Source organism: Mesorhizobium sp. B2-8-5, assembly GCF_006440675.2.
In the GTDB taxonomy this organism is placed as follows: Bacteria; Pseudomonadota; Alphaproteobacteria; order Rhizobiales; family Rhizobiaceae; genus Mesorhizobium.
In genome coordinates this window covers 3,435,938-3,452,285 of the sequence record NZ_CP083951.1, presented here as the reverse complement: position 1 = coordinate 3,452,285, position 16,348 = coordinate 3,435,938, and the positions used below count along the sequence as shown (strand labels likewise).

Sequence of the window (16,348 nt, the reverse complement as noted above, 5' to 3'; positions counted from 1 at the left end):
CACCCTAGCGCTCCTGCTTCAGCGCGCTCTCGTGCCAGCGGCGCAGGATGAGATGCGACACCAGCGACAGCACCAGGAAGATCAATATGCCGGTCAGCGAGATCAGGATCAGCGCCGCGAACAGGCGCGGCGCGTTGAGCCGGTAGCCGGCCTCGATGATGCGCGATGCAAGCCCGGACGACTGCCCCTGCGCGCCGGCGACGAATTCGGCCACCACCGCGCCGATCAGCGACAGGCCGCCGGCGATCTTCAGCCCGCCGAGGAAATAGGGCATCGCCGCCGGCAGGCGCAGATAGCGCAATTGCTGCCAGCGCGTCGCGCCGTTGAGCTTGAACAGGTCGCGCAGGTTCCGGTCGACCGAGTTCAGGCCGAGCGTGGTGTTCGACAGGATCGGGAAGAAAGCGACGATCCAGGCGCAGAGCAGCAGTTTGACGGTCTGGTTGTTCACATAGATGTTGATCAGCGGGAAGATGGCGACGATCGGCGTCACCTGCAGCACGATGGCGAAGGGGAAGAACGACATCTCCACCCATTTCGATTGCGCGAACAGCACCGCCAGCCCGACGCCGCCGATCACGGCGAGAGCCAAGCTGAGGAAGGTGATCCTGAGCGTCACCAAGAGCGACGAGAACAACAGCCCCGCGTCGTTGTGCAGCGTCTGCAGCACCACTCCCGGGCGCGGCAGGATATATTGCGGGATCTCGTTCCAGACGCAGATGCGATCCCACAGCACGATCGCCAACACCATGATCGCCAGCGGCAGCACCCATCTGCCGATGCGCTCAAGGCGCTCCTGGCGGGCGCGGCGCGCCTCTTCCGGATCGAGTTTCAGCGTAGCGTCTTCAATGGCCGTCATGGCGCGGTCCGGCGGTTGAGTTGATGGCGTTCACCAGCACGTCCGAGGCCTGCCGGCAAAGCGCGGCATAGTCCGGCGAGGTGCGGAACGCTTCGTCACGCGGATAAGGAGCATCGACGGCGAGTTCGCCGAAGACGCGGCCCGGACGCGCGGCCATGACGACGACGCGGCTGGACAGGAACACGCTTTCGAACACGCTGTGGGTGACGAAGACGACGGTGAAGCGCTCGTCCTGCCAAAGCTCCAAGAGATCATTGTTGAGTTTGAAGCGGGTGATCTCGTCGAGCGCGGCGAAGGGCTCGTCCATCAGAAGGATGCGCGGCTTGGTCACCATGGCCCGCGCGATCGAGACGCGCATCTTCATGCCGCCCGAAAGCTCACGCGGCACGGCGTTCTCGAAGCCGGTGAGATGAACGCGCGACAGCATCTCCATCACGGCCGGCGCCGCCTTGGCGCGCGACATGCCCTTCAGCCTGAGCGGCAGCCAGACATTGTCGAAGACGCTGGCCCAGGGCAGCAGCGTCGGCTCCTGGAAGACGAAGCCGATGTTCGAGCGGTCGATCGAGCCGCGCCAGTCGAGTTGGCCGGAGGTCGGCGTCGACAGGCCGGCGATCAGCCTGAGCGCCGTCGACTTGCCGCAGCCCGAAGGGCCGAGCAGGCTCAGGAAATCCCCCTCGCGGATCGTAAGGTCGACCTTGCTCAGCGCCGTCACGCCGTTGGAAAAGACCTTGCCGACATTGCGCAGGGCAAGCAGCATCGGGGTCTCTCCCGATGCCGCCGGCGTCTCAGCCACTTTCTCCTGGATCATCTCAGGCAGGCCGCCTTACTTCTTCAGCTCCAGCCCGACACCCTTGTTGATGAAGGCCAGCGTGTAGGCCTTCTTGATGTCGATGCCCGGCTGGGCGACTTTGGCCTTGACCATCTTGTCGTAGAAGCTCTGGATGCGGGCTTCGTTCATGGTGCCGATGCCGAGCTTTTCCGAATCGCCCGAATCGACGACGCCGAATTTCTTCATCTGCTCGATCGAGAAGGCGATCTGCTCATCCGTCATGTCCGGATTGTCCTTCTTGATCATATCGTTGGCGGCCTTGTTGTCACCGTAGAGGTACTTGTACCACCCCTTGGCCGAGCCATCGACGAAGCACTGCACAACCTCCGGCCGCTTGTCGATCGTATCCTGCATCACCTCGATGGTGGTCGAATAGGTATCCCAGCCATAGTCGGCGAGCAGGAACTGGTTCGGCACGAAGCCGCCCGCCTTCTGCACCGCGAACGGCTCGGACGTCACATAGCCCTGCTGGATCGACTTCTTGTTGGCGATGAAGGGCGCCGGATTGAACGTATAGGGCACGCGCTTGGCGGCATCGAAGCCGAGATCTGTGACCATCCACTGGAAGAAGGTCTGCGCACCCTCGTCGCCCATGATGTACTGGTCGGCGCTCTTCAGGTCCTCCCACTTGTCGAGCCCCTGCCCCGGCTGGGACATGATGACCTGCGGATCCTTCTGGAAGTCGGACGCGACGACACGCATCGGAATGCCCTGCTGCACCGCGTCGAAGGCCGAGAGCAGATTGCCACCCATATAGAAATCGATCTTGCCGGCAAGTAGCATCGGCCGGCCGCTGACCTGCGGGCCGCCCTGCATGATGGTGACGTCGAGGCCGCAGGCGGCATAGGTGCCGTCGGCAACGGCCTGGTAGTAGCCGCCATGCTCCGGCTCGGCCAGCCAGTTGGTGCCGAACGTCACCTTCTCGTTCGCGGCCGCGCTCAGTGTGCCCGCCACCAGCAAGGCGATCGAGCCCGCCAGGACCTTCCCATTTCCGATCATAAAACTCACCCTCTCTTGGCTCCGGCGCGCAACGCGCTGGGCTCGACACCATTGGTTCAAGAAGCAAGACACATGCCACCGCCCGGGCCGCCCGCTTGCGCGGCAGTCATTGCCGAGACCGGAAGGGTCATGCTGTACGCGAGGCATCGTGCCTATTTTTTGGACGCCTGTCCATAATCGCTCTGGCGGCATGCACCGCATCTTGAAGGTTTCACGAATCGAGCCTTAGTCTGCGGGCGCACAGGAGAATGCCATGCTGAAATACCTCGCCCCCAAGACGATCAAGCCGCCCTTCGCCCGCTACAGCCACGGCGTTGAGATACCCGCCGGAAAACGGCTGGTGCTGTGCTCCGGACAACTGGGCATCGGGGCTGACGACCATGTTCCCGAGGACGCCGGCGCCCAGGCCGAGCTCTGCTTCAAGAACATCGCCGCGATTTTGAGCGAAGCCGGGCTGACCTTGAACGACACCGTTCGCATTAACGCCTTCGTCACCGACCGCGCATATCTGCAGGCCTATATGGATGTCCGCAACCGCTTGTTTTCGGACCCGGCGCCGGCCTCGACGCTGATGATCGTTTCCGGCTTTGCGCGTCCGGAATTCAAGGTCGAGGTCGAAGTTCTGGCAGCAGGCTAGCTGTTGCCGGGGATAGTCTTTAGACCTCAGGCCGGACAGCAGACCAATCGGGAGACGAAAAGTGACGACAAGACGTGTGTGGTGGGGCGACTACCGGACGACCGAATATGCCTCGATCGACGCCGAGGCGACTATCGCCGTGCTGCCGGTGGCGGCGATCGAGCAGCACGGCCCGCATCTGCCGGTCTCGACCGACACCTCGATCATGGTCGGCATGCTGGAGACGGTGGTCGCGCGCCTGCCCGACGATCTCGACATCCGCATCCTGCCGGTGCAGGCGGTCGGCAAGTCGAACGAGCACTTACACGCGCCGGGAACGCTCACCTTGCCGGCCACCACCTTGGTCGATGCCTGGACCGAGCTTGGCCTGTCCGTCGCCCGCGCCGGGGTCCGGAAACTGATCATCGTCAATTCGCATGGCGGCAATGAAGAGATCATGGGCATCGTTTCGCGCGAATTGCGCGTGCGCGCCAAAATGCTGTCGGTGAGGACCAGCTGGCAGCGTTTCGGCCGCCCGGCCGGCATGTACACCGAGCTCGAGGACCGTCACGGCATCCATGGCGGCGACGTCGAGACCTCGTTGATGCTGCACTTCCGCCCTGATCTCGTCGACATGACCAAGGCGGATGAATTCGTCTCCAATGTCGCCCGCGCCGAAAAGGAATTCGCCCTGCTGCGCCACACCGGAACGCACGCCTTCGCCTGGATCGCCAGCGACCTCAACCCGAACGGCGTGGTCGGCGATGCCTCGATCGCCACGGCCGAGAAGGGTCGGCTGACGGCGGAAATGCAGGCCGACGGCTTTATCAACCTGGTCAGGGATGTTCGTAAGGCAAAGCTTGCGGAGTGGCTGTCGTAGATAAAACGCGACTCAACTTTCAATCGTTAGTTCGAAGGGTACCCCCTCGAACGCGTCGGCGCCGCGCCCGATCGCCTCGATCGCCGCGATCATGCGGCCATCGCGCTGAAGCAGCATGTCGGCAACCGCGATCAGCCGTGGATTGGGCGTCGCCGTCGGCGAGAGGAAACGCAGCGTCCGGGCGAGTTCCATCTCGTCGCGCTTGGGCGAAAGCGCCGCCGCGATGATATAGGCCGACGCGGTCGAGCGGCTGACGCCGGCATAGCAATGCACCACCAGCGGCTTTGCCCGGTCCCAGCGATAGGCGAAATCGAGCAAGGCCCGCACATGCTCCTCGCCGGGCATGGTCATGCCTTCCTGCGCGACGGCGATGTCGTGCATGACGAGATGCAGGTGGTTTTCCGCCGGGATCGAGGCCGGGCGGAGCACTTCGGTGCCGGCGGCGAGCAGCGACAACAACCGCTGCGCACCGGTCCTTACCACGGTCTCGTCGACCTTCGACAGCGAACAGACGTGGATCATTGCCCGAACTCCTTCGGTGCATCCTTGCGCCGCGCGGCCCACGTGGCAAGGGCGCTTTCGAGGCGCTGCCATTCCGCTTCGCTGCCCGGCAGTCCGATGCGCAGAACGTGAAGCCGCTCAGCGAAGTGACGGACCAGCACGCCACGCTCGCCGAGCGCCGAAAACAGGCTTGGAGAATCGTTGAAAGACACATAGCGGAACAGTGAGGTGCCGCCGGAGATTGGCACGCCGGACTTTCCAAGCAGCGCGTCGAGTCGTTTGGCATCGGAGGCGAGACGTACCCGCATGTCCTCCTGCCATCCCGTATCCGACAGCGCGCGGATGCCATATTCGAGCGCCGGACCGGCCACCGCCCAGGGCCCCAGCTGCGCATCCAGCCGCTCGGCCGTCAGCTGATCCGCCAGCGCGAAGCCGAGCCTCACACCGGCGAGGCCGAAGAACTTGCCGAACGAGCGCAGCACGACGATACCGCCCGCCCCGACATCGCCGGCCAGGCTTTGCTCGATCGGGCCGACATCCATGAAAGCTTCGTCGACGACGAGCAGCCCGCTCTTGGCGCGAAGCCGCGCGGCAAGGTCGAGCAGGCGGGCCTTTTCGATCACCCGCCCGTCAGGATTGTTGGGATTGACCAGCACCGCAAGGTCCGCCTCGCCCAGCGCGTCGAAATCGCTGACCTCCGCAACCGCATGGCCGGCGATGGCCGCGGCCCGGGCGTGTTCGGCATAGGTCGGGCCGAGCACCAGCGCCTTGCCGGGTCGCACCAGCGAAGCGACGCGCGGCAGCAAAATCTGCGTGCCGGGCGCCGCCGCCACATGTGCCGCTGACGGCGCGCCATAGGCCGAAGCCGCAATTTCGGCCAATTCACGCAGTTGTCCTGCCTCCGGCAATCGGGACAGGGCGGTGGCGGGCAGGTCGAAAAGCGGATAGGAGTGCGGATTGATACCTGTCGAGAGGTCCACGAAAGGTTTTGGCGCATGAGGAAAAAGCGCGCTTGCGCGGCCAAGGCTGCCGCCATGATCAACCGCTGCAATCGCTCCGCTTAGAAGCTTCATGTCAATCCTGATCGCTTTCCTGTCACTCGCCGTCGAACGTACCCTCGGCTACCCGGACTGGCTGTTCAACGCCATCGGCCACCCGGTAACCTGGATCGGCAGGCTGATATCCTTTCTCGATCGCCGGCTCAACCGCGCGACGGATTCCGACGAATTGCGTCGCCGCCGCGGCGTCCAGGCCTTGCTCGTCATTCTGCTGGTGCCCGGCCTGATCGGCCTGGGGCTGCATGTCCTGCTCTGGATGATGTTCCCCACGGGCCTCGTCATTGCCGCGATCCTCGGCTCCTCGCTGCTGTCGCAGAAAAGCCTCGCCGAGCATGTCGAGGAGGTCGCCGACGCGCTGGAGACCGGCGGCCTGACGCTCGGCCGCATCGCCGTCTCACGCATCGTCGGCCGCGATCCCGAAAAGCTCGACAAAGCGGGCGTCGCGCGCGCCGCGATCGAAAGCCTGGCCGAGAATTTCTCCGATGGCATCGTCGCACCTGCCTTCTGGACCGGCATCGGCGGCCTTGGCGGCGGTGCGGCCTACAAGGCCGCCAACACCGCCGATTCGATGATCGGCCACCGGACGCCGCAATATGAGGCCTTCGGCCGGGCCGCCGCCCGCTTCGACGATCTGGTCAACCTGCCCGCATCGCGGCTCACCGGCCTGCTCATCGTGCTGGCGGCCTTTCTTGTCCCTGGCGCCGACCCGCGCGGCGCCTGGCAGGTGATGCGCCGCGACGCCAGGAAACATCGCTCGCCCAATGCCGGCTGGCCGGAGGCGGCGATGGCCGGCGCGCTCGGGCTGTCCCTCGCCGGACCGCGCAGCTATGGCGGCGAGGTCGTCGAGGACGCCTTCATGGGCGAAGGCGGCCGTCGCGAGGCCGAAAGCACCGACATCCGCCAGGCGCTGAAGCTCTATCGCGTGGCCGACTGGCTGCTGCTCGGGCTGTTCGCGACCCTGTCGGCGGTTGTGATCTATCTGACCATCCAGATCAGTGGTCAGGGCGCCAGCGCACTTTAGAACTCGATTCCCTGCTGGGCTTTCACGCCCGCCGAGAAATGGTGCTTCGTCAGCCCCATTTCAGTGACGAGATCGGCCGCCTCGATCAGCGGAGGCTTGGCGTTGCGGCCGGTAACGATGACATGCAGATCATCGCGGCGCGCCTTCAGCGCCGCGACCACTTTTTCCAGGTCGAGATAGTCGTAGCGCAGCGCGATGTTGAGCTCGTCGAGCACCACGAGGCTGATCGACGGATCGGCCATCAGTTCCAGCGCCTTGGCCCAGGCGGCTTCGGCGGCGGCGATGTCGCGCTTGAGGTCCTGCGTCTCCCAGGTGAACCCCTCGCCCATCGCGTGCCAGACGACACGGTTTCCGAACGCGGCGAAAGCGTCCTTCTCGCCGGTGTGCCATTTTCCCTTGATAAATTGGACGACGCCGACGCGCTTGCCATAGCCAAGCATCCTCAGCGCCAGACCGAAAGCGGCCGTGGTCTTGCCCTTGCCAGGGCCTGTATTGACGATCAGCAACCCTTTCTCGATCGTCTTGCCGGCCACTTCGGCATCCTGCACCGCCTTGCGCTTCGCCATCTTGGCGCGGTGGCGTTCGACGTCCCTGTCGTCAATGGTCTTGTCTTCGATTTCGGCCATGTCATTTCACCTTGAGCGGCAGCCCCGCCACCATCATGAGAACGCTGTCGGCTACCGCCGCGACCTGCTGGTTGAGCCGGCCGCCGGCATCGCGGAACCGGCGCGCCAGTGCATTGTCGGGCACGATACCCAGTCCGACTTCGTTCGAGACCACGAACCACGGCCCGCGCGGCCGCGACAGCATATCCGCCAGCCGCCGGCACTCGACCTCGACGTCATGTTCGGCCAGCATGTGATTGGTGAGCCACAGCGTCAGGCAATCGATCAGCACCGGCTGGTGGTCCGGCAAGGCTTCGATTGCGCCGACCAGTTCGAGCGGCGCGTCGACGGTGACCCAGCCTTCACCGCGCCGCGACCGATGCAGCGCGATGCGCTCGCGCATCTCGTCGTCATAAGCCTGTGCCGTGGCTATGTAAGCCCAGGGTGACGAAAAGGCCGTCGTCAGACTTTCGGCATGCGAACTCTTCCCCGAGCGCGCGCCGCCGAGGACGAAAGTCAGTTTCCGATTGGAAGCTGCGCTCGCGGCTGTCGCGCCGGTCATTCCCTGCCTTCACCGTTGGATGAATATTGTCGCGGCCATCAGGCCGACGGCGCGACTTTAGGCAGAAGCCCTCCGGCCGGCAAACCAAATTCCGCCACCGCCCGGCGCGATTGCGGCACGGGTCACGGGTGCTACGCGGCGGCGATCCGCGCCGCGACGAGCTGCTGCAATCGCCACAGATGCGCATCGTGGATGCCGCGCTGCTCGAGATTCTTCACCGTGTTGTAGAGATAGTCGGCGCCCGAGCCCCAATGGCCGCAGGAGGTCGCCAGCCTTTCGACAACCGCCTCCTCGCTTAACGGGCCGGCATAGGTGGTGCCCTGGCGGTTGATGACGAAGGCCAGCGCCCGCAGCGCGCCGCCATCGCTCGTCATATTGAGCAGGCGCGGATGGTAGCTGGTCGGCTTCAGCGTCACCTCGCGCCGAAGGATCTTGTCGAGTTGCTCTCGCCTGTCGCCGTCGCCGAGCCGAAAGGCGACGCCCTTGCAGTGCCCGCCGCGGTCCAGCGCCATCATCAGGCCCGGACTTGCCTTGGTCCCCCGCCAGCGCGTCATGTTCATGCAAAAGGATCTATGCCAGCCGCGCAGCAGGGCCACCCGCTCCTCGACATGCTCGATCTCGGGCTTCCAGATCAGCGAGCCATAGCCAAACAGCCAGAGCGGTTCGGTGGCTGGAAGCTGAGCCTCCAGCATGTGCGCCATTGCGTCATAGTCGGCGTCATCCAGATGCGCGGCGTCGGGATCCGGTCCCGCATCCTCGACCGTGCGAAAGCAACGGGCGACCAATTCCTCGGTAAGCGACATGGTTCTTGGCAGCATGCCTTCGACCTTAAGGTCCTCCCGTGGCCGCCACAATGCGCGGAGCCGGCAATTGACAACAGCTTTGCCCGGGTGTCGGCTGGCATCAGAGCAATTCCAGGAAAAGTGCATAACCGTCCGGAATTGCGTAAAAACAAAGAGTTAGAGCAGGTCAGCGATCCCATTGAGCGCTGGACTGCTCTGGCGGGGAGAAGCCGATGCAGCCCAATCCGAGCGAGCGCGACCCTTACAACGGCCTGACCAGCCTGCAGCCGACCTTGCCGTCGGCGGCCTATTGGGACGCCGACGCCTACCGGCGCGATCTGGGCGGCATCTGGTACCGGAGCTGGCTGATGGTCTGCCGCGAGGCCGATCTGGCGGAGCCCCTCGCCTTCCGAACCTTCGGTATCGGCAGCCAGGAGATCGTCGTGCTGCGCGACGAGACCGGCGTCTTGCGCGCCTTCCACAACACCTGCCGGCATCGCGGCTCGCAGCTTTGCCAGGAAAGCGCCGGGCGGCTGAAGGCCAGGCTGCTGACATGCCCTTACCACGCATGGTCCTATTCGCTGCGCGGCGACCTCGTGCGCGTGCCGTCGAAATCTTTGCCCGACGGCTTCGACAAGGCCGATTATCCGCTCTACCGCGTGGCGCTCTCGCTCTGGCGCGGCTTCGTCTTCATCAACCTCGCCGAGGACCCCGAGGGCTCGGCGGAAACCTCTTTCGATCGCGCCTCCGGCAATCTTTCCAACTGGCCGCTGGAAACGCTCGTCACCGGCCACCGGCTGACCAAGGTGATGAACTGCAACTGGAAGATCTTCTGGGAAAATTTCAACGAATGCCTGCACTGCCCGGGCGTCCATAAGGACCTGTCGCGGCTGGTGCCGATCTATGGCCGCGGCCTGATGGCAAGGCATGACGATCCCGAATGGTCGCGCCATGCCGACAATGACGATCCGGAATTCTCGGGCCGCCTGCGCGCCGGCGCCGAAACCTGGTCCAAGGACGGCCATGTGCACGGCCCGGTCTTTTCCGGCCTGACCCCAGCCGAGCGCGCCGCCGGCCAGACCTACGCCACCTCGCTGCCCTCGATGTTCATCGTCGGCCATGTCGACTACATGCGCACGGTGCGGCTCTCCCCGCTCGGTCCCGAGCAGACCGAGCTCACCGCCGAATGGCTGTTCGCGCCCGATGCGCTGGCAGAGACCGACATCGACAACATCGTCGCCTTCAGCACCCAGGTGCTGGAGGAAGACGCCGCGATCTGCGAGATCAACCAGAAAGGCCTGCGCTCGATGCGCCATCGGGCCGGCGTGCTGATGCCGGAAGAATACGACCTGCACCGCTTCCACGATTGGGTGCGCGGCCGTCACGCGGCGTTCAAAATGCCTTCGGCAGATAGCGCCAGGTGACGAAGCCGCAGAAGGCGGCCAGGATGCCGAGCATGACGAACACCGAGCCGAGGCCGAAGAAGGCGAGCACCACCGAATAGACCAGCGGCGGCGTCAGTTCGGAGAAGTCGAGATAGGTGCGGTAGACCGCCGCCATCTGCGCTCTTTCATAAGTGCGCACCGAGCGCATGAAGGCGGTCGAGCCGAGCGCGTCGAGCGCGATGGTGAAGAGCGCGCCACCCAGCAGCAGCGCGGCCGTGAGCAGCGGTGCGGCCTCGCCGACGCCGCCTGCCGCAAACAGCATGGCGGCCATGGCGAAATAGGCGAAGGTCATGACCCGCCTTCCGCCGAAGCGCTTGCCGGCCCTGCCCCAGAAGATCGCCACGAACAGAAGCGCGTTGCCGGCCGAAACCAGCAGTCCGCCGGCGAGTTCGCCCTGGCCGGTGATCACCATGAACAGCGGACCGTAGACGAAGAACGTCGTCCAGAAGCAGGAGCGGCCGAAGGCGATCAGCCAGGCGAGCCTGAGCCTCGGCTGCTTCACGAAGCGGCCGATATTGGCAAGCGGATTGGCAGGGCGCGACTTGCCGGGCCGGATCGATTGGTTGTCGGTCAACCGGTAGAACCAGAACAGGCAAAGCAGCGCGAACGCGAACACCACGACCGCGCCATGCGCGGCATAGATGCCGAAATGGGTATAGAGGAAGATGCCCAGCGTCGGCCCGCCAGTCCAGGCAAACATCGACCACGCCATGCGCAGCGATTCCGCCTGCATGAAGTCGGTCTTGCGGATGTGGTCCATGATGTAGAGGTTGAGCGTGATCGACAGCGCGCTCGCCCCCATGACGCGGCAAAGCATGCCGGCGATCTGTCCGGGCAGCGTATGAGTGACGAAGAAGGCGGAGCCGATCGCCAGCAGCACGCAGCCGGCCGTGTAGACCCAGCGCCGCGCGAAGCGGCGGATCAGCATCGGCATGAACAGCGTGACCGAAAGGCCCATCAACGACACAATGGTGTAGAGGATCGAGACGATCCGCTCATTGTGCAGGATCTCGTAGGCCTGGATCGGGATCACGCTGGAGACGGTGGCGCGAGCGAAGGATTCCACCGCGTAGAGCGAAGCGAAGGTGCGCGCATCCGTCGGCCGCAAGGCCGGAAGCCAGATCGGATGGCGCACATGGGTGGACATCGGCCCTCCGGGACGTGAATCGCTTCGCCAAATCTGGCCGGACCAGTTGCTGGCCGGTAGCAGGAAACCGACCCCCAGAGGCCGAAAAGCGAAGCTTGCCAAAGGCTTTCCGGCGCTGGCCTAAAGCGAAATTTCATGGCTGCCATGAAACGCATTGATGGCCGCCTGCTTCTGTCGTCGGCTTGAACCGTGATAGTCGTTCGGCAGGACTGAATCGGATTGCGAGATCAATGAGCGTTCAAACGACCGGCGAACCCGTTCAGGATCCCCCCAAGCGCGGCCGCATCCAGGCCATCGACATCCTGCGCGGCATCGCACTGATCGCGATGGCGAGCTACCACTTCACCTGGGACCTCGAAAATTTCGGCTACACCGCGCCAGCCCTCACCGCCTTCGGCTGGTGGAAGTTCTATGCGCGCTGCATTGCCTCGACCTTCCTGTTCCTGGTCGGCGTCAGCCTCTTCCTCGCCCATGGCCGTCAGATCCGCTGGCCAGGCTTCTGGAAGCGTTTTGCCATGGTCGCCGTGGCGGCGATCGCCATTTCGACGATCACTTATTTCGTCACCCCGGACGGCTTCATCTTCTTCGGCATCCTGCACGAGATCGCGCTGGCGAGCCTGCTCGGCCTTGCCTTTCTCAGGCTGCCCTGGCTGCTGACGGCCATCATCGCCGCGACCGTCATTGCAGCCCCCTACTATCTGCGCTCGGAGTTGTTCGACCATCCGGCGCTGTGGTGGGTGGGCCTTTCCGCCAGCAACCCGCGTTCCAACGACTATGTGCCGCTTTTCCCATGGTTCGGCGCTGTTCTGCTGGGGATCGCCGCGGTGAAGCTCGCTTCCTCATCCGGGCTTCTCGCCCGGCTGGGAACATGGCTGCCCGGCCGCTGGTCCAACCCGCTGACCTTCATCGGCCGGCACAGCCTTGCCTTCTACCTCATCCACCAGCCGCTTCTGTTCGGCTCGGTATGGATGTTCTCGCAGGTCATGCCCGCCGCCCCGCAGGATAGGGAAGCCGGCTTCCTGCCGGCTTGCCAGGCGCAGTGCGAACAGCAGCGGGACAGCAAGTTCTGTACGAGCTATTGTGGCTGCATGCTGGACACGCTGAAGGGCGAAGGGTCTCTCGACAAGCTCTACGCCAACGACCAGTCCAGCGTCTGGAAATCGCATCTGGCCGACCTGGCGGAAACCTGCACCGCCACGACGGAGGACCAGATGGAGGGAGGGCAGCAATGACGGGCATCGTAAAGTCCAGACACGGGATCATTCCCTGGCCGCCGGTGATCTATGTCGTGGCGATCGCGCTCAGCGTCGCCCTCGGCATGCTCTACCCGCTGCCTTGGATCGGCGACATCTTCGGCGATCTCCTGTTCGGCGTCGGCTGGGTGGCGCTGTTCGGCGTCGCCATGCTGTGGATCACGGCCATCCGCGCCATGTTCAAGGCCAAGACGACACTCGACCCCAATGCCGAGCCGGACCACCTGGTGACGTCCGGCCCCTTCGGCATCACCCGCAACCCGATGTATCTAGCCAACACGCTGCTGCTGATCGGCGTCGCCTTCATCACCGGCATCGCCTGGTTCCTGCTCTTTGCCTTCCTCGCCGCCTTCGCCACGCAAAAGCTGGCGATCGAGAAGGAAGAAAAGATCCTGGCGGCGAAGTTCGGCAAGAAATACCGCGACTACGCAAAAAGGGTGCGCCGCTGGATCTGAGGGCTGCCTCGCTTGGATCGGTGCGGGGTCATGCTTCTTTAGCAGTCAGGGTTGCGTGCCTCGCCTTAGCCGCAACGCCTCTCCTGTCGTCATTCTATGGCGAAGCAAGGAGCGAAGCGACGCGCGCAGACCATTCCGTGACATCAAGGCGTTGCAACGGTGCAGACTTCTGCTCTGCTGCACTCTTCGATCAAGGTCACGGAATGGATCCTCGGGTCTCCGCGTCCGCTTCGCTCCCGCTCCGCCCGTGGATGACGAAGCTGAGAGGCACCGGCTAATCTCGAACGTTTGCGATAGTTGCCCTGCAAAACTCCTGCTCACCGCGCTTCACGTATTCACACCCAACTCAGCCAGCCGCTCCACGCAGGACTCTTCAGCCTGGTCCAGCTCGGCCAGCGTCTCCTCCAGGTCGCGCCGCTTCTGGCGCAGGTCCTCGCGTTTCTCCTCGATGCGCTTGATCATCAGCTTGAGTTGGCCGACCTCGCCGGGCGGCTCCTTGTACATCTGGATGATCTCGCGGATCTCGTTGATCGAGAAGCCGAGCCTTTTTCCCCGCATGATCTGGCGGATCAGGTGCCGGTCGGACGGCCGGAACAGCCGCGTGCGGCCGCGCCTTACAGGCTGCACCAGCCCTTCGTCCTCGTAAAAACGCAACGTCCGCGTCGACACGTCGAACTCGCGTGTCAGCTCGGTGATCGTATAATATTCCCGCATTCCTGCTCCCAAGCCCGGGCATCGCCGCTTGGAGCGTCGCCCTTCCCTCCGATCAGACCCATCCCGCGCCGGAATCGGCGCGTGACCCAGGGGCAACCTCGCACGGCATTTACGTAAAAGTCAATTAACGCCGGGCATGTTGATTTAGGGCACTCTAAACCACCACGTCGCCAGCCCCAGGAACGCGAAAAAACCGACACAGTCGGTGACCGTGGTGACGAAGACCGCGGAGGCCACCGCCGGATCGATCTTGAAGCGGTCGAGCACCAGCGGGATGAGGATCCCGGCCAGCGCGGCGGCAAACATGTTGATGATCATCGCCGCCGCGATGATGCCGCCCAGATTGGGGTCGCGGAACCAGAAACCGGCGACCATGCCGATAAGCACCGCGAACACCATGCCGTTGATGAAGCCGACGCCGACCTCGCGGCGGATGATGCGCGCCGCGTTGTAGATATCGAGATCCCTGGTTGCCAACGCGCGCACGGTGACGGTCATGGTCTGCGAACCGGCATTGCCGCCCATGCCGGCGACAATCGGCATCAGCACCGCCAGCGCCACGATATGCTCGATCGTGCGGTCGAACAGGCCAATCACCGAAGCGGCGAGGAAGGCGGTCACAAGGTTGACCAGCAGCCAGGGCACGCGCGAGCGCGAGGTGGCGAGCACCGTGTCGGATAGTTCTTCGTCGCCGACGCCGCCCATGCGCAGAAGGTCCTCTTCCGCCTCCTCCTGGATGACGTCGACCACGTCGTCGATGGTCAGCACGCCGACCAGCCGCACGTTCTCGTCGACCACGGCGGCGGAGAGCAGGTTGTATTGTTCGAACTCCCGTGCCGCCTCTTCCTGGTCCATCGTGGCCGGGATCGCGTGCAGGGTCTCATGCATGATCTCCTCGACCTTGATCGCGCGCTTGGTGCGCAGGATCTGGTCCAGATCGATGGCGCCGAGCAGCTTGAAGCTCGGGTCGATGACGAAGATCTGGCTGAAGCGCTCGGGCAGGTTCTTGTCCTCGCGCATGTAGTCGATGGTCTGGCCGATCGTCCAGAACGGCGGCACGGCGACAAACTCGGTCTGCATGCGCCGGCCGGCGGTCTCCTCCGGATAGTCGAGCGAGCGCCGCAGCCTGATGCGCTCGGTGAAAGGCAGCTGCGACAGGATCTCGTCCTGGTCCTCCTTCTCGAGGTCCTCGAGGATGTAGACGGCGTCGTCGGAATCGAGCTCCTGCACCGCTTGCGCGATCTGCGCGTTGGGCAGGTTGTCGACGATGTCGAGGCGGATCGCTTCGTCGACCTCGGTCAGCGCGGAGAAGTCGAAATCGGAGCCGAGCAGTTCGACCAGTGCGCGGCGCTGTTCTGGGTGAAGCGCCTCCAGCACGTCGCCGAGCTCCGACTGGTGCAGGTCGTCGACTTCGCGCTTGAGGGTGATCGTGTCGCGGTCGGCGATCGCCGCGCCGATCTGGGCAAGGAAGGAGGCGCGAACGGCGCCGTCCTCGCCATAGATGTCGGCATGGTGCTCCTCGGCGGGCGCGGCGCCGGTCGTCTGTCTATCCTGGCCTTCCACCAGCGCCTCCCGCAACGAGGAATCCCGAAATGAGGTCTAGTGCATGATCCCGAAAAGTGGAAACCGCTTTTCGGGAAATCCAAACCCTGTGCGGCAGATAGCGCGGCAATAGGATTCGTCTTGGAAAGATGTCGCTCTAGCGCACGGAATAGCCAAGGAAATGTGGCGGTTGTCTTCGACTCGCACCCCCACAAGAGCAGTATACGGCGCCCGCCTCGCAGGCGTGACAATCGCTTCAGTCGACGCGACAGCGCATGTCGCTGGGGAAAGAGCACCCCTTCCCCATTGAGGCAGAATTGTCATGATGCATGATCCAGCAGGATCAGCGCATCGCTAAACAGTCCGAGGACAAACGCTGCCCTTGAACATCAAGTCCGCAAAGACGAACCAAGGAAATACCGAGCGGCGCGTTCGCGTGGTCGTCGCCGAGCGCAATCCTTTCGTTGTTTCGGCGCTGCGCGAAATGCTGGAATGCGACGGGCGTTTCGATTTGCTCGATGCCGTGCACAGCGGCGCGCAATTTCTGGAACTGGCCGCCGCCACGAAATTCGACGTCGCCGTCGTCGGCTGGAAGCTCGCCGACATGGATGGCGCCGATGTGCTTACGGAAGTTCAGAGCCGCGAGCTCGGTGTGCGCATCACGATCTTTTCCAACGACCACGATATCGGCATTCTGAAGCAATGCGTACGCCTCGGCGTGCAGGGCTACTGCTTCCAGTTCGACGATCCGCCGGTGATCTTCGAAACCATTCTTGCGGTGGCGCATGGCCGCATCTGCATCCCCTATATCGACATCAACAAGGTCAACGACACGCCATTGTCGCGGCTCACCGTACGCGAGCGCGAATTGCTGGCGGTGCTTTCCGACGGCTGGACCAACCTGCAGATTGCAACGCGGACCGGGATTTCCGAGAACACGGTGAAGTATCACCTGAAGAATCTCTACGACAAGCTGGACGTGCGCAACCGCGCCATGGCCGTCGCGCTTTATTCCAGCGAGAAACGCCGCACGTCCAAACCGCCTTTCGGTTAGGCCGCCCGGGTAGGCCAATCGGGTAGGAC

At 63.9% G+C, this 16,348-nt stretch carries 18 protein-coding genes; 7 read left to right on the top strand and 11 right to left on the bottom strand.

Annotated elements, in window-relative coordinates:
- Positions 1-4: 4 nt before the first annotated feature.
- Genes FJ430_RS16700 through FJ430_RS16690 form a run of 3 tightly spaced genes read right to left on the bottom strand, consistent with a single transcriptional unit; the run spans position 5 to position 2,684 of the window.
- Complete coding sequence (locus FJ430_RS16700) at positions 5-856, bottom strand: ABC transporter permease (protein WP_140646649.1); 852 nt, start codon at positions 854-856, stop codon at positions 5-7.
- Positions 843-1,664: an ABC transporter ATP-binding protein gene (locus tag FJ430_RS16695; RefSeq protein WP_140705639.1), complete on the bottom strand. Its 822-nt coding sequence runs from the start codon at positions 1,662-1,664 to the stop codon at positions 843-845. Before FJ430_RS16695 ends, FJ430_RS16700 begins: the two co-directional genes overlap by 14 nt.
- Positions 1,665-1,679: 15 nt before the next feature.
- On the bottom strand, positions 1,680-2,684 hold the full coding sequence (locus FJ430_RS16690) for an ABC transporter substrate-binding protein (protein WP_140646651.1): 1,005 nt from the start codon (positions 2,682-2,684) through the stop codon (positions 1,680-1,682).
- 253 nt (positions 2,685-2,937) lie between these two features.
- On the opposite strand from FJ430_RS16690, the gene FJ430_RS16685 reads away from it, so the two are divergent.
- Positions 2,938-3,321, top strand: a complete 384-nt coding sequence (locus FJ430_RS16685) for a RidA family protein (RefSeq protein WP_140653585.1) — start codon at positions 2,938-2,940, stop codon at positions 3,319-3,321.
- Between the two features lie 61 nt (positions 3,322-3,382).
- Positions 3,383-4,180, top strand: a complete 798-nt coding sequence (locus FJ430_RS16680; protein ID WP_140705641.1) for a creatininase family protein — start codon at positions 3,383-3,385, stop codon at positions 4,178-4,180.
- A gap of 12 nt (positions 4,181-4,192) precedes the next feature.
- Here FJ430_RS16680 and FJ430_RS16675 read toward each other — a convergent pair whose 3' ends face one another.
- Both FJ430_RS16675 and cobD read right to left on the bottom strand, forming a co-directional pair.
- A complete protein-coding gene (locus FJ430_RS16675; protein WP_140705643.1) occupies positions 4,193-4,702 on the bottom strand; it encodes a tyrosine phosphatase family protein in 510 nt (169 codons plus the stop codon).
- On the bottom strand, positions 4,699-5,754 hold the full coding sequence (cobD, locus tag FJ430_RS16670; RefSeq protein ID WP_140705645.1) for a threonine-phosphate decarboxylase CobD: 1,056 nt from the start codon (positions 5,752-5,754) through the stop codon (positions 4,699-4,701). Before cobD ends, FJ430_RS16675 begins: the two co-directional genes overlap by 4 nt.
- On the opposite strand from cobD, the gene cbiB reads away from it, so the two are divergent.
- Positions 5,753-6,760, top strand: coding sequence for an adenosylcobinamide-phosphate synthase CbiB (gene cbiB, locus FJ430_RS16665; protein ID WP_140705647.1), 1,008 nt, complete (start codon positions 5,753-5,755; stop codon positions 6,758-6,760). The genes cobD and cbiB overlap by 2 nt on opposite strands.
- Here the strand turns inward: cbiB and cobO are convergent.
- The 3 genes from cobO to FJ430_RS16650 all read right to left on the bottom strand — a co-directional run bounded on the left by cobO (position 6,757) and on the right by FJ430_RS16650 (position 8,745).
- Entirely contained in the window at positions 6,757-7,386 is a 630-nt protein-coding gene (gene cobO, locus FJ430_RS16660; RefSeq protein WP_140705650.1) for a cob(I)yrinic acid a,c-diamide adenosyltransferase, read from the bottom strand. The genes cbiB and cobO overlap by 4 nt on opposite strands.
- A gap of 1 nt (position 7,387) precedes the next feature.
- The gene (gene cobU, locus FJ430_RS16655) at positions 7,388-7,927 is read right to left on the bottom strand and encodes a bifunctional adenosylcobinamide kinase/adenosylcobinamide-phosphate guanylyltransferase (protein WP_140705652.1); all 540 of its coding nucleotides are present in this window, start codon (positions 7,925-7,927) and stop codon (positions 7,388-7,390) included.
- A gap of 131 nt (positions 7,928-8,058) precedes the next feature.
- Positions 8,059-8,745 (bottom strand): gamma-glutamylcyclotransferase, encoded by a 687-nt coding sequence (locus FJ430_RS16650; RefSeq protein ID WP_140705654.1) that lies wholly within the window; start codon positions 8,743-8,745, stop codon positions 8,059-8,061.
- A gap of 197 nt (positions 8,746-8,942) precedes the next feature.
- Here FJ430_RS16650 and FJ430_RS16645 point away from each other — a divergent pair, with 197 nt between their 5' ends.
- Positions 8,943-10,133 (top strand): aromatic ring-hydroxylating oxygenase subunit alpha, encoded by a 1,191-nt coding sequence (locus FJ430_RS16645; protein ID WP_140705656.1) that lies wholly within the window; start codon positions 8,943-8,945, stop codon positions 10,131-10,133.
- On the opposite strand, the gene FJ430_RS16640 is transcribed toward FJ430_RS16645, so the two are convergent.
- Complete coding sequence (locus FJ430_RS16640; RefSeq protein ID WP_140705658.1) at positions 10,102-11,301, bottom strand: MFS transporter; 1,200 nt, start codon at positions 11,299-11,301, stop codon at positions 10,102-10,104. The genes FJ430_RS16645 and FJ430_RS16640 overlap by 32 nt on opposite strands.
- A 230-nt stretch (positions 11,302-11,531) precedes the next feature.
- On the opposite strand from FJ430_RS16640, the gene FJ430_RS16635 reads away from it, so the two are divergent.
- Together FJ430_RS16635 and FJ430_RS16630 are read left to right on the top strand one after the other, a co-directional pair.
- Positions 11,532-12,533, top strand: a complete 1,002-nt coding sequence (locus tag FJ430_RS16635; protein WP_140705660.1) for a DUF1624 domain-containing protein — start codon at positions 11,532-11,534, stop codon at positions 12,531-12,533.
- Positions 12,530-13,009 carry a methyltransferase family protein gene (locus FJ430_RS16630; protein ID WP_140705663.1) on the top strand — a complete coding sequence of 160 codons (480 nt, stop codon included), beginning with the start codon at positions 12,530-12,532 and terminating at the stop codon, positions 13,007-13,009. The genes FJ430_RS16635 and FJ430_RS16630 overlap by 4 nt, the downstream gene beginning before the upstream one ends.
- Before the next feature lie 327 nt (positions 13,010-13,336).
- Here the strand turns inward: FJ430_RS16630 and FJ430_RS16625 are convergent, their stop codons facing one another.
- Positions 13,337-13,723, bottom strand: coding sequence for a MerR family transcriptional regulator (locus tag FJ430_RS16625; RefSeq protein ID WP_027168973.1), 387 nt, complete (start codon positions 13,721-13,723; stop codon positions 13,337-13,339).
- A 144-nt stretch (positions 13,724-13,867) separates the two neighbouring features.
- Positions 13,868-15,286, bottom strand: coding sequence for a magnesium transporter (mgtE, locus tag FJ430_RS16620; RefSeq protein WP_140705665.1), 1,419 nt, complete (start codon positions 15,284-15,286; stop codon positions 13,868-13,870).
- 361 nt (positions 15,287-15,647) lie between these two features.
- On the opposite strand from mgtE, the gene FJ430_RS16615 reads away from it, so the two are divergent.
- Entirely contained in the window at positions 15,648-16,319 is a 672-nt protein-coding gene (locus tag FJ430_RS16615; protein WP_140705667.1) for a response regulator transcription factor, read from the top strand.
- Positions 16,320-16,348 lie beyond the last annotated feature (29 nt).